Annotated in this window: 9 protein-coding genes; 3 read left to right on the top strand and 6 right to left on the bottom strand. The window is 64.6% G+C overall.

The annotated features are described in order from the left end of the window. Nucleotides 1-4: 4 nt before the first annotated feature. Complete coding sequence (locus tag J1M87_RS06525; RefSeq protein WP_206488679.1) at nt 5-550, bottom strand: DUF402 domain-containing protein; 546 nt, start codon at nt 548-550, stop codon at nt 5-7. A 77-nt stretch (nt 551-627) separates the two neighbouring features. Here J1M87_RS06525 and uvrB point away from each other — a divergent pair, with 77 nt between their 5' ends. Together uvrB and J1M87_RS06515 are read left to right on the top strand one after the other, a co-directional pair. After that, nucleotides 628-2,790, top strand: coding sequence for an excinuclease ABC subunit UvrB (gene uvrB, locus J1M87_RS06520; RefSeq protein ID WP_206488678.1), 2,163 nt, complete (start codon nt 628-630; stop codon nt 2,788-2,790). Nucleotides 2,791-2,820: 30 nt separating this feature from the next. Further along, nucleotides 2,821-3,687, top strand: coding sequence for a hypothetical protein (locus tag J1M87_RS06515; RefSeq protein WP_206488677.1), 867 nt, complete (start codon nt 2,821-2,823; stop codon nt 3,685-3,687). 6 nt (nt 3,688-3,693) lie between these two features. On the opposite strand, the gene J1M87_RS06510 is transcribed toward J1M87_RS06515, so the two are convergent. Both J1M87_RS06510 and J1M87_RS06505 read right to left on the bottom strand, forming a co-directional pair. Continuing rightward, nucleotides 3,694-4,551 (bottom strand): ABC transporter permease, encoded by an 858-nt coding sequence (locus tag J1M87_RS06510; protein ID WP_206488676.1) that lies wholly within the window; start codon nt 4,549-4,551, stop codon nt 3,694-3,696. Further along, nucleotides 4,548-7,406, bottom strand: coding sequence for an alpha/beta fold hydrolase (locus J1M87_RS06505; protein WP_206488675.1), 2,859 nt, complete (start codon nt 7,404-7,406; stop codon nt 4,548-4,550). The genes J1M87_RS06510 and J1M87_RS06505 overlap by 4 nt, the downstream gene beginning before the upstream one ends. Before the next feature lie 182 nt (nt 7,407-7,588). Between J1M87_RS06505 and J1M87_RS06500 the strand changes: the two genes are divergently transcribed. After that, nucleotides 7,589-8,041, top strand: coding sequence for a universal stress protein (locus tag J1M87_RS06500; protein WP_032378962.1), 453 nt, complete (start codon nt 7,589-7,591; stop codon nt 8,039-8,041). A gap of 67 nt (nt 8,042-8,108) precedes the next feature. On the opposite strand, the gene J1M87_RS06495 is transcribed toward J1M87_RS06500, so the two are convergent. The 3 genes from J1M87_RS06495 to J1M87_RS06485 form a co-directional block, all read right to left on the bottom strand. Continuing rightward, on the bottom strand, nt 8,109-10,430 hold the full coding sequence (locus tag J1M87_RS06495; RefSeq protein ID WP_206488674.1) for an ATP-binding domain-containing protein: 2,322 nt from the start codon (nt 10,428-10,430) through the stop codon (nt 8,109-8,111). Between the two features lie 149 nt (nt 10,431-10,579). After that, nucleotides 10,580-11,836 (bottom strand): DoxX family protein, encoded by a 1,257-nt coding sequence (locus J1M87_RS06490; RefSeq protein ID WP_206488673.1) that lies wholly within the window; start codon nt 11,834-11,836, stop codon nt 10,580-10,582. 131 nt (nt 11,837-11,967) lie between these two features. Continuing rightward, nucleotides 11,968-12,657 carry an MBL fold metallo-hydrolase gene (locus J1M87_RS06485; protein ID WP_206488672.1) on the bottom strand — a complete coding sequence of 230 codons (690 nt, stop codon included), beginning with the start codon at nt 12,655-12,657 and terminating at the stop codon, nt 11,968-11,970. Nucleotides 12,658-12,820 lie beyond the last annotated feature (163 nt).

Raw genomic sequence — 12,820 nt, 5'->3', positions numbered from 1 at the left:
AGAATCAGGACGGTTTGCCCCGCCACTCGGTCGGCATCCCGACCGAAGCCAACCACGCGTCGAGATCGTAGTCGTGCCGTGTCAATCCCTCGATGGCCGTGATCGATCGGGTCAACGCGCGCTCGGCCGTCGCGGTGTCCAGGTGCTGTGCGACCCGCGCGTCGAACAATTCGTCGACGTCGAGTAGGTCGTAGTCTCGGCCGGTACGGACGCTGAGGTCGAGGTAGTGGTCTATCGATGACCACCGAGTGGCGCCTGCCGTGTACTCGCCGATGTCGACGTAGTAGTCCTGATCGCGGGCGTGCGCGGGAAGGTAGTGGAACACCGAGGCTCGGAGCCCGAGCGTCGGCAGCAACCAGGACTCCAGATAGTCGAAGTGGGCGTGGTCGGAGGGGCGTGCCATGTACAGCCCCCACGGTTCGACGCGGTACTCGTCGACGACGCGCACGAACCCTTTGGGGTCGATGTTGGTCTTGGCAACGAGGTCGAAGGTCTCGTGTTTGGGAGGGTGAACGACGGTGTGCGCACCTGCGGACCTGTGAGCGACCATGCCTGTAGAAACTACCGTGAACCGACGCGGTGGGTCGGCCCTCTGAACTTGTCGGTGGGCGCGTCTACGCTTGTGAAATGGCGTTTGCATCCGAACATCCCGTTGTCGCGCACTCCGAACACCGGCCGGTGGGCGCGATCGAGCGCACCGGGCCGGCCTTCGAGGTCGTCAGCGATCATGTGCCGGCCGGTGATCAGCCCACCGCCATCGCCGAGTTGAAACGGCGAATCCAGGCGGATGAGAAGGACGTCGTGCTGCTCGGTGCCACGGGTACCGGTAAATCCGCTACGACGGCGTGGCTGATCGAGAAATTGCAGCGTCCGACGCTGGTGATGGCTCCGAACAAGACATTGGCCGCGCAGTTGGCAAACGAGCTTCGCGACATGTTGCCCAACAACGCAGTCGAGTATTTCGTGTCCTACTACGACTACTACCAGCCCGAGGCGTACATCGCGCAAACCGATACCTACATCGAGAAGGACTCGTCCATCAACGACGATGTCGAGCGTCTGCGGCATTCCGCTACGGCATCGTTGCTCTCGCGACGCGACGTCGTCGTGGTGGCCTCGGTGTCCTGCATCTACGGTCTCGGTACTCCGCAGTCGTATGTCGACAGATCGATCGAACTCGAGGTCAACGTCGAGGTTCAGCGCGATGCACTGCTTCGACTTCTGGTCGACGTGCAGTACACCCGCAACGACATGGCCTTCACCCGCGGGTCGTTCCGGGTCCGCGGCGATACCGTCGAGATCATTCCCTCGTACGAGGAGTTGGCGATCCGCATCGAGTTCTTCGGCGACGAGATCGAAGCGCTCTACTACCTGCATCCCTTGACCGGAGACATCGTCCGGCAGGTCGATTCGGTTCGCATTTTTCCTGCCACGCACTACGTCGCCGGGCCCGAACGCATGGAACGCGCGGTCAAGGACATCGAAGCCGAACTCGAGGACCGTCTGGCCGAGCTGGAGAGCAAGGGCAAGCTACTCGAGGCGCAGCGGTTACGGATGCGGACCCAGTACGACCTGGAGATGATCAAGCAGGTCGGGTTCTGCTCGGGAATCGAGAACTATTCCAGGCATATCGACGGTCGCGGCGCGGGGACCGCACCGGCTACGTTGATCGACTACTTTCCGGAGGACTTTCTGCTCGTCATCGACGAGTCGCACGTCACCGTCCCGCAGATCGGTGCGATGTACGAGGGTGACATGTCGCGCAAGCGCAACCTCGTCGACTTCGGTTTCCGTCTGCCGTCCGCTACCGACAACCGTCCGTTGACGTGGGAGGAGTTCACCCAGCGAATCGGCCAGACGGTCTACCTCTCCGCGACCCCGGGCAAGTACGAGCTGGGGCAGACCGGGGGAGAGTTCGTCGAACAGGTCATTCGTCCGACCGGGCTCGTCGACCCCAAGGTCGTCATCAAGCCGACCAAGGGGCAGATCGACGATCTCGTCCATCAGATCCGTGAGCGCGCGGACAAAGACGAGCGCGTATTGGTGACCACACTGACCAAGAAGATGGCGGAAGATCTGACCGACTACCTGCTCGAGCTGGGTATTCGCGTCCGGTACCTGCACTCCGATATCGACACCCTTCGGCGGGTCGAGCTGCTCCGCCAACTTCGATTGGGCGAGTACGACGTGTTGGTGGGCATCAACCTTCTTCGTGAGGGACTCGACCTCCCCGAGGTTTCGTTGGTGGCAATCCTCGACGCCGACAAGGAGGGGTTCCTGCGCAGCGGCACCAGTTTGATCCAGACCATCGGTCGCGCGGCGCGAAACGTCTCCGGCGAAGTACACATGTACGCAGACAAGATGACCGACTCGATGACCTACGCGATAGAGGAGACCGAAAGGCGTCGCGAAAAGCAGATTGCGTACAACAAGGAAAGGGGTGTCGATCCGCAGCCGTTGCGCAAGAAGATCGCCGACATCCTCGACCAGGTGTACGAGGAAGCAGACGACACCGAGTCCGTCGTCGAGGTCGGTGGATCCGGTCGAAATGCGAGCCGGGGACGCCGGGCGCAGGGCGAGGCAGGCCGGTCGGTGAGCTCGGGTGTCTACGAGGGGCAGGACGTCTCGTCCATGCCGAGAGCAGAACTGGCAGATCTGATCAAGAACATGACCGACCAGATGATGAACGCCGCACGCGAGTTGAAGTTCGAGCTCGCAGGTCGTCTCCGGGACGAAATCCAGGACCTCAAGAAGGAACTCCGCGGCATGGATGCAGCCGGCCTGAAGTAGACCGGCGGCAGAGTTCGATACGGTTCGGAGATGGACGCAACAACCGCAGGGCGCACCTCGCGTGCACTCGAACTCATCCACTCGACCACGTACTTCCTGCCCGAAACGCAGGAGGCCCTCGTTGCCGCTGGATTACCGCCGCGAGCCTGCTATTTCGCGGGCCGCGCAGCGCCTCTGGGGCGGGTGGGTGCCGGTGTGGTGACTGCTACGTTCTACAACTTCAACCGTGAACTGATCGCACCGTTGATCCCGGCGGCCTGGGACATCGCCTCGCCCGAGGCGATCATGTCGATCCGGTACGAGACTCTCGATGCCGCCTTCACTCGACTACTCGGCCCCGAGGTGGTGACGTCTGCGGACATGGCCGAGGCCGCAGACCTCGCGTCGATCGCCGCCCGGGGAATCCCCGGTGACGACGGTCGGCCCCTGTACGCCGCATATGCCGAGTTGGACTGGCCGACTGCGCCGCATCTGGTTCTGTGGCACGCCTTGACGCTGATCCGCGAGTACCGCGGTGACGGGCATATCGCCGCGCTGCAGACCGCGGGCTTGAACGGTCTCGACGCGCTGATCACCCATACCGCCACGGGATACGGATTCGAGAAGGAGTTCGCGCGCACGCGTCGGGGGTGGTCGACGGAGCAGTGGGATTCGGCTGTGTCCTCGCTGTCCGATCGAGAACTTCTCTCGGCCGACGGTTCGCTGTCCGAGGACGGCAGAGATCTCCGCAAGCTGGTCGAGGACATCACCAACGATCTGGCTACAGCACCCTGGGCGGCGCTCGGCGAGGACGGGGCCGCACGGCTGGTCTCGCTCGCGACGCCGTGGCGCGATGCGCTGGTCGGCCACGGCGTCTTTCCAGCGGGCGTCTTCGGACCCGCAATCGCCAAGAAGTAGGTCGGGTCAGCTGGTGATGTCTTTGGTGGCGAAACGCCGCCAGGCGATCAGCCCGAACACTGCCGCGTAGGTCACGGCCGAGAACGAGCCGACCACCATGTCGTTCCAGTCGATACTCGTTCCGAAGGCATCGATCCACGAATTCGCGTAGTGCCCGGGCAGATAGTTTCGAAGCGACCCGAGTGCCGTGATCTGATCGAGGATCTGCATGAGAATCGACGTCATCACCGCCCCGCCGACAGCCCCGAGCGGGGCATCGGTGAGCACCGAGAGCAGCATGGCCAGTCCGGCGACCCACAGCAGATTGATAGCGATGTATGCGGCCGCGATGAGCAGTCGGAGCAGCGAGGTGCCGTACGGAAGTCCTTCACCCAACGGGGTGATCAGCGATTCGGCACCGTACAACACGGTGCCGATCGCCAGGGATACGCCGACGAGCACCGCAAGTGCTGCACCGGACAAGGTGGCCGACACCAGCGCCTTCTGCATCAGCAGCCGGCTGCGGGGTACCGGAATCGCCAGCAGGTATCGCAGACTCGACCAGGACGCCTCGCTGGCAACCGAATCGCCGAAGAACAGCGCCACCACGACGATCAGCAGAAAACCCACCGACATGAACAGTGCGAACACCGTGAAGTTCATGCCGCCCCTGGTGCCGAGTTCGATCAACCCGCCGGCGTCGGAGTCGGCGCTCGAGCTGCCGACGGTGAAGGCGATGGCCAGGATCACCGGGAGCAGGGCCAGAAAACCGATCGCCAACTGAGTGCGGCGTCGGCCGAGCTGCCTGCGCAGCTCGGTTCGGAACGGCAGTGTTCGTCCGCCGGTATAGCCGCTGGCGCGGCCGTCCGTGTGCGTGATGCTCATTGCTGATCCTTGCTGGTGTCGGATCCTGGATTGTCCCGGTGGACGAGGTCGAGAAAGACATCCTCGAGGCGCGTCGATTGCGAGAAGCCACGCACCGAGACGCCTGCGGTCACGAGTTCGGTGATGACGGCGGCGGAGTCCGCGTCGGTCAGGTCGACAGTCACGGTTCCGTCGTCGACGATCACAGCGCCGTCGTGGCCTGCGGCCTCGAGTACAGATCGTGTGCGGGTGGCGTCGTCGACTCTGATTTCGGTCTGCCCGCCCGCTGCGGTCAGTTCTCGGACAGTGCCCGAACTGATCACCGAACCGCGATTCATGACCACGACGTGGGTGCAGGTCTGCTCCACCTCGGCGAGCAGATGACTCGAGACCAGCACCGTACGGCCCGTTTTCGCGTAGTTGATCAGGACGTCGCGCATCGTCCTGATCTGCGGCGGGTCGAGTCCGTTGGTCGGTTCGTCGAGGACCATCAGGTCCGGCAACCCCAGCATCGCCTGGGCGATCGCAAGGCGTTGCCGCATTCCCTGGCTGTAGGACTTGACCTTGCGTTCGATCGCGGTCCCGAGATCGGCGATCTCGAGCGCTTCGTCCAGGTGGGCGTCCTCGATCGGACGCCCGGTCGCCTCCCAGTACAGCCGTAGATTCTGCGTTCCGGTCAGGTGCGGGAGAAAGCCGGATCCTTCGACGAACGAGCCGAGCCTGGACAGCACCGGTGCACCCGGGGTCACCTTGTGGCCGAAGACGCGGATGTCGCCACCGGTGGGTGCGATGAGTCCCATGAGCATCCGCAGCGTGGTGGTCTTTCCTGCGCCGTTCGGACCGAGCAACCCCAGAACCTGGCCCTGCTTCACCTCGAAACTGACACCGTCGACGGCTCGGAAGCCGTTGGAGTACGTCTTGGACAGGTCCGTGATCACCAAGGGTGTGTCGACGAGATCCTCGTCGACCTCTGCCACCGTCCGGCGTCTGGTGCGTACGACTCCGGCGACGATGACACACCCCACGAGGAGGAGCACGACTCCGATGCCGATCAGCGGTGCGATCGGAACCGTGCTGTTCGCGCTTGCCACGGCAGCGACGGTCGGCAGCGCAATGACGTTGTCGGTCATGGCCACACTGAACTGCGCCGGCTCGAGCGGTACGGCGTAGGCCTGGTCGGTGGTGGAGATGCTGAGCTCGAGGCGATGGCCCTGCTGGACGGTGTAGCTGATGCCGGGGAGAACGACCGTGACATCGACGGGGTCGATGCCCTGCGTGTCGGGGAGGCGGATCGCCGAGACGCCGCCGCCGGGGAGCGTTCTGGTGCCGTTCGGCGCGACATCGTAGAGCTTCGCGAACAGCACCGACTGACCCGGCGCAGCGAGCGAGGCCACCCGCAGATTCACCCGTGGCGCGCCGGTGATCGTCACGGACGAGTCGAGAGGCTCGCTGCTGAAGGTCGCAGATTGACCCGGCAGATCAGAGGTCAGAGCTGCGCCCGCTCCGGTCGATCCCAACGCCCCGAGCACCGATCCCAGGCCGGGTATCGACGATATGGCCGACGGTGACGCGCCGGGCGGGCGGATGATCGACTGATTCTCGGCGGTAGCGGTGAAGTCCACCGATCGGGTCCGAGTCGAGTCCGAGTCGGAGGCCAGCCCGGGATAGTCGGGAGCAGTCATCCGTCGATTGCGGTCGCTTCGGCGCTCATCGATCGCACTCTGCGTGGAGTAGACGAAGGGCTCGGCCCCGCTGCCCGACGGCGAGTTTCGAAGTGTGTTGTCGAAGAAGTCGGCGATGGCTCGATCGCTCGCCGCGTTCGTGCCTCCTGCGTCGTGTCCGCCGTCGAACCACCGCACGGTGACGTTGCCACCGGCGGCCGCGATCTGACGGGCCGTCGCATCGGCTTGGTCCACACCGAACAACGTGTCCTGGGTGCCCTGCACCAACAGGGTCGGGGCGGTGATGTTCGACGCCACCGCGACCGGCGAGTGGGCGGTCAGCAGATCGAGCAACTGTTGACTGGGGATTCCCGTCACGGCGGACTGGGTGTACGCCTCGCAGAATTCGGGTGCGAACCTGCCACAGGCCGTCGCGCTCTCGGCGGTACCTGACGGCTCGCCGGCCGAGTTGGCGTCTGTCGTGTTGCCGGACTGTCTGCTCGTCGCGCCGACGCCGAAGAACACTCCGGCCCATCCGCGCTTGAGGACGCCGGGCCCACCGTATTCTGCAGCAGCGGGAGTGGTGATGTTGCCCAGCGCTTGTCGAGCCTCGGCCGAGGTGATCCCGTAGTTGGGGAACAGCGCCTGCCCCAGATCGTTCCACGTGATCGCAGCGGCAATGGAATCGATGCGGGGATCGGTGCCGCCTGCGCTCAGAGCCAGTGCGCCGCCGTACGAACCGCCCGCGACGCCGATGTGCGGATCGCCGGGTCCGTCGAGTTGCACTTCCGGTTGTTCGGCGAGCCAGTCGATGAGTCCACGTGCGTCGGCGACCTCACGATCGGGATCGTTGATCGAGATCGAACCCGTGCTGGCACCGAACCCACGAGCGCTGTACGCAAGGACGGTGTACCCCCGGGAAGCCAGTTCGCGCGCCTGCCCGTCGACCGAGTCCTTGCTGCCGCCGAACCCGTGGGCGAGCAGAACCGTCGGCGCTGGGGTGGAGGCGGGGACGTACAGGCGTGCGTCGATATCGACGGTCCCCGTCGAATCGGGACTTTCCGGTAGCGTGATGCGCGCATCACGGGTGGTCGTATCGGCGCTCGGGTCCTGGGGGAGGAATACGAATGCGAGAGCGGCCAACGCCAAAACTGCGATCACGGCGGTGCCGACGATGACGGCCCGTCTCGACAGGGGCGGGCGGGGAATCGGCATGCAAACCAATGTATGTGAGTGTCGCAGATCGTGTTGTTCCCCAAGTTCACGTGCCGATCGGCCGGTTCCGGCTAATGTCAGCGAATCAGTCCCCGGACCACGCATTTCGGTCCTGTGACTTGCACCAATCGAGTTCGACCAGAAGTGTCACATCTGTGTGTGACCGACCAATGGAGGAATGAATGAGCGCCTACCGCACCGTCGTCGTCGGGACCGATGGCTCCGAATCGTCCCTGCGGGCAGTGGAGAAGGCCGCGGCTCTGGCGGGGGACGCAGATGCCACCCTGGTGATTGCCTGCGCGTATTACCCGGCCGATCCGAAGGACACCTCTGCTGCTGCCGACGCATTGCGCGAGGACGCCTACCAGATCACCGGATCTGCTCCGACGCGCGAGATCCTGCGCACTGCGCGAGAGCACGCTACCAAAGCCGGTGCCAAGAACATCGAGGAAAAGGCGATTGTCGGTGCTCCCGTGGAATCGCTGCTGGCACTCGTGGACGAGGTGAAGGGCGACCTGCTCGTCGTCGGCAACCGCGGTCTGAACTCGTTGACGGGCCGTCTGTTGGGATCGGTCCCGTCGGACGCCGCGCGCAAGTCCACCTGCGATGTTCTGATCGTGCACACCGTCCGCTGATTTCATCGCGCACAACACCCACCGCCTCCGCTGTGATTCGGGCCGGCGGTGGGTGTTGTGCGGTGCCCTAGGCTGCAGGCTCGAACGTCCGGAGGGCCGAGAGCTCAGCTGGCAACGCCTCGACGTGCACCACACCGAGCCTCTGCGTTGCTCGGGTGAGCGCCACGTACAGGTCGTTCATGCCTTTGGCCGAATCGGCCACGATGGCACCGGGTTCGACGATCAGCACCGAATCGAACTCGAGTCCCTTGGCATCCTTGACCGTCGACACGGTGACCAATTCCGATGCCAGGTGGCGGAATCGATCGACGTGGCCTGCGGGCGTCAGCACTGCGCTCAGGCCTGGGCGCGGGTGCTCGGCCACTCGCTTCTCCACCGCGGTGACAAGATCTTCCGGTGCCACCCTCTGAGCCCAAGGAAGTACTCCGGTGCTCCGGATCGACCGCGGCTCGGACTGCTCGGGATCGATGGCTGCCAGCACCTCGTGTGCCACAGCCATGATCTCGGACGGTGTTCGGTAGTTCACGGTCAGTTCGGTGCGCTTCCAGCGCTTGGCCACATACGGTTCGAGAACCGATCCCCATGACGAGGTTCCGGCGGGATCGCCGGTCTGCGCCGTATCGCCCACCAGAGTCATCCATCGATTCGGTATGCGCCGCATCACCATTCGCCACGCCATCGCAGACAGTTCCTGCGCCTCGTCGACGATCACGTGCCCGTAGGTCCACGTTCGGTCACCGGCTGCCCGCTCGGCTGTGGTGAGTCGTTGACCCGAATTCTGCCGTCGCGCAAGCTGATCCGCATCGATGAGGTCGTACGCCATCAGAATCTCCGGATCGAGTTCGTCCTCGAGGTCCTGCGGTGCGGAACCGGTCAGGATGTCCAGGGCACCTTGGGCGTCGGCGATCTGGCCGCGCCATTGACGTTGTGCCTGTTCCCGTTCGGCGGCGTCGTCGACGCCGAGAAGCTCGGCGAGTTCGTCGAGCAGGGGAGCATCGGCCGACGAGAAGCCGTGGCCTCGGCGGACGAGCGCCTCACGCTCTACCTCGTCCAGTGCCGGCGCGGCCGAGGCGATCTTCTCCGGTGACGCGAAGAGATCCCGCAGGACCTGTTGGGGAGACAGATCCGGCCACAGTTCGTCCACGGCGGCCATGACGTCGCGATCCTCGCGCATCTCCTCGCGCATGTCGGCGATGTCGTCGGCGCTGAGCAAGCTGGACCCGTCGACGAGGTTCTGCCCGAGCTTCGCTGCCAATTGGTTGGCCAACTGGTCGATGACCGAGGACACGAACAGCGGCCGAGCCAGGTTGTGCGGTCGCCGGGACGAGCGGGCGCGACCGCGAGCGCGGGTGACGATCTTGCGATCGAGCGTGATGTCGTAGGTGTCGAACGTCAGTCGACGGGGCTGGGAGGGGAGTTCCTGACGGTCGCGTACCGCCTGGGTCAGGACCTCGACCATCGACAGTCTGCCCTTGATCTCGGTAGCCGACGCCGAATCCTCGCGCTGTGCGCGAACTCCCGGGTACAGGTCGCCGACTGTGGACAGCAGCACGCCGGTCTCGCCGAGCGAGGGCAGAACCTGCCCGATGTAGTCGAGGAAGGTCGCGTTGGGACCGATGATCAGCACGCCGCTCTTACCCAGTTGTTGACGGTAGGTGTAGAGCAAGTACGCGGCGCGGTGCAGGGCGACGGCCGTTTTGCCGGTACCGGGTCCACCCTGGACGACCAACACACTGCGATGCTGGGATCGGATGATCGCGTCCTGCTCGCTCTGGATCGTCTCGACGATGTCGTTCATCTGACCGGTACGAGCGGCATCCAGTGCCGACAGCAGCGCACTTTCGCTGGCCACGCCACCGGCCACGGCACCGTCGCCGGACGATCGCGCCGAGTTCAGATCGAGATACTCGTCGGCGATCGACGTCACCCGGCGGCCACGAGTACGAATGTGTCTGCGTCGCAAGACGTTCTCGGGCGCCGCCGGGGTGGCCAGATAGAACGGCCTGGCCATCGGTGCGCGCCAGTCCAGCAGCAGCGTCTCGTAGTCGTTCTTGTCGTCGAGAATCCCGACGCGGCCGATATAGCGTTCGGGACCGTCGTCGATCTTGGGATCGAGCGAGTCCGGATCGAGGTCGATACGTCCGAAACAGAGTCCGTTCTCGGCTGCGTCGTACTTGGCTATGTCCTCGGTGTACATCTGGTTGAACGATTCGCGCTCGCTACGGGCCTGCGGGGTACCGCCGGTCTCCAACAGCACTGCGCGCAATCGGTTGGCTGCATATTCGCGTAACGCGTCGAGCTGGGTGTACAGCCGCGTCAGGTATGCCTGCTCGAAGTCTTCTTCGAGCGGCACACCGGAGCTGCTCGATGTGTGGCCGTCTTCCGGCAAAGGGTCTCCTCGGGAGTTCGGCCGAGGCGAAGATATCGCCTCGAAATCAGCCAGAGCAGTCTACGCCGCACCACGGCCCTGCCGCAGAACCTCGGTTCCGGGGCAGGGCCGTGCAGCCGTGCGTTGCTGATGTGATCAGCGAGGCTTCTCTACTTCGCGTACTGCTGGATCTTCTTGTCCAGGTTCTTCTGAGCCTTGGCGACACGCTTGTCGAGCTTGGCCCGAGCCTGCTCTGTCGCCTTCTCGAGTTCCTTGCTCTGCTTCTCCGCACGCTTGCGGGCCCGCTTGCTCAGCGTCTCGACCCGACCGGACGCCAGGTCGGCCCAGGTTGCTCCGCGCTTGTGCGCCTCGTCGGCAAGGACGGCACCACGGTCGGCGGCGAGCTCGGCCAGCTTGGAGCCACGCTTGTGCGCTACGTCGGCCAGGTCCACACGCCGATCGGCGGCGACGTCGGCCAGCTTGGATCCGCGCTTGTGTGCCTCGTCGGCCCAGTCGCTACCGCGGTCGGCGGCGAGTTCGGCCAGTTTCGAGCCACGCTTGTGGGCCGCGTCGGCCAGATCCGATCCTCGGTGTGCTGCCTTGTCGGCCAGCTTGGATCCGCGCTTGTGTGCCTCGTCGGCCCAGTCGCCGCCGCGGTCGGCGGCGAGTTCGGCGAGTTTCGAGCCACGCTTGTGCGCTTCCTCCGCGAGCTCCGAACCCTTGTCTGCTGCGATGTGTGCCCAGCGGTTCAGCGCAGGCTGCGTCACCTCGGCCAGCTCGGAGCCCTTTTCTCCGGCGATGTCGGCGAGCTTGGCCAACTTGGGCTGGGCAGCATCGGCGAACTTGGCCAATTGCGGCTGCGCGGCATCGGCAAAATCTGCGCTCCGGCTGGCCGCGATCGACGCGAACTCCTTCACGCGCTCCCCGGCTTCGTGGGAGGAATGTCCGGGCAGTGCCGAGACCACTGATTCCTGCGCGCGCCGGGCGGCGCGTCGGCTGCGCCATGCCACGGACGGCTTGCCCTCGGTATCGACTGCCGCGATCAGCAATCCGCCGAGAAGGCTGAGGTTCTTGAAGAAGTGAATGCGCTGGGCGGCCTTGGCCTCCGGATCGGTCTCGTTCCAGAAGGCGTGACCGGCGAGTGTCGTCGGTACGAGGCTTCCCGCGAGAGCGAGTGACGCGATGCGCGGAGCCTTACCGGTAGCCAGCAGAATGCCGCCTGCGACCTGAATCCCGCCGTTGACCCGAACCAGAGTCTCCGGATCGTTGGGCACGTTGGTCGTCACCTCGTTCGGCAACGCGGATTTGCCCTGCTCGATCAGTGGAGCGGCAACCTTTGCCTTGCCGCTGGGATTGCGGAGCGCGTCGACGCCCCCGGCGATGAAGATCGTGGACATCAACGGACGGGCTATACGGCGGACCAGCATGTGACAGCCTCCTGCGTAGTAGTTCTTGTCATCGGCGTACGGAAATCGCACACCGGCCTGATGTTCACCGATGTGCGTCCTTTGTCCCCACCTTCATACCCCGTGATCGGCGCTCTCAAGCGCGCCGGTCGTCACCAGCCCCGTTCACGCCATTCGGCCAGGTGAGGCCGCTCTGCACCGAGAGTGGTGTCCTTTCCGTGTCCGGGGTAGACCACGGTGTCGTCACCGAATCGATCGAACAGTTTTGTCGTCACGTCGTCGAGTAGATGCGTGAAGTCCTCGGCGTCTCCGGTCTTGCCGACGCCGCCGGGAAAGAGTGAATCGCCGGTGAAGAGGTGGGTGCGTGCGCCCTCGGAATCGGTGAGTGCGAGCGCGATGGAGCCGGGGGTGTGCCCGGTCAGATGGATCACCTCGAAGGTGAGCTCGCCCACCGACAGGGTGTCTCGATCGGCCAACAGGCGGTCGGGAGCGACGGGCAGCGGTTCGGCATCGAGTTCGTGCGCGGCAGTCGGCGAAGCCGTGCCTCCTGCGATGTCGGCCAGCGCCTGCCAGTGATCGGCGTGCTGGTGTGTCGTGACGATGAATGTGAGCGTCGGCGCATTCTCGTCGATGAGCAACGAGATGCGTTCGGCCTCGTTGGCAGCGTCGATGAGCAGGGAGTCTCCCGTTGCGGAACACACGACCAAGTACGTGTTGTTGTCCATGGGGCCGACCGACATCTTCGTGATCGTCGCGCCGGGTATCGTCCGCCGCTGCGGCGCCGATCCCTGTGCGACGACACCGGTGTACTCGTCGTCGATGACCAAGAGGTGCTCGTCCATTTCGAGGACGCTACCGTCGGCGGCGACGTGCGGGGCGCTGGGGTCGGGAACGTGGAAAAGTGTGTCGGTGCCTGGACCTACCATTGCTAGCGGTGAGTTTCGTCGCTCACCGAGACAGGTTTTCGACGTGAGGTCCTCGGTTACACGAGCGTGTGGCCGTACG

Origin of the sequence: Rhodococcus sp. KRD162, assembly GCF_017168335.1 — a bacterium.
Taxonomy (GTDB): domain Bacteria; phylum Actinomycetota; class Actinomycetes; order Mycobacteriales; family Mycobacteriaceae; genus Rhodococcoides.
This window is presented reverse-complemented; position numbering and strand designations above follow the sequence as displayed.

Excerpts from the sequence above, each read along its gene's own strand:
- uvrB (WP_206488678.1), top strand. The coding sequence starts at position 628 with ATGGCGTTTGCATCCGAACATCCCGTTGTCGCGCACTCCGAACACCGG.
- J1M87_RS06510 (WP_206488676.1), bottom strand. The coding sequence starts at position 4,551 with ATGAGCATCACGCACACGGACGGCCGCGCCAGCGGCTATACCGGCGGA.
- J1M87_RS06505 (WP_206488675.1), bottom strand. The coding sequence starts at position 7,406 with ATGCCGATTCCCCGCCCGCCCCTGTCGAGACGGGCCGTCATCGTCGGC.
- J1M87_RS06485 (WP_206488672.1), bottom strand. The coding sequence starts at position 12,657 with ATGGACGAGCACCTCTTGGTCATCGACGACGAGTACACCGGTGTCGTC.
- J1M87_RS06500 (WP_032378962.1), top strand. The coding sequence starts at position 7,589 with ATGAGCGCCTACCGCACCGTCGTCGTCGGGACCGATGGCTCCGAATCG.
- J1M87_RS06525 (WP_206488679.1), bottom strand. The coding sequence starts at position 550 with ATGGTCGCTCACAGGTCCGCAGGTGCGCACACCGTCGTTCACCCTCCC.
- J1M87_RS06515 (WP_206488677.1), top strand. The coding sequence starts at position 2,821 with ATGGACGCAACAACCGCAGGGCGCACCTCGCGTGCACTCGAACTCATC.
- J1M87_RS06490 (WP_206488673.1), bottom strand. The coding sequence starts at position 11,836 with ATGCTGGTCCGCCGTATAGCCCGTCCGTTGATGTCCACGATCTTCATC.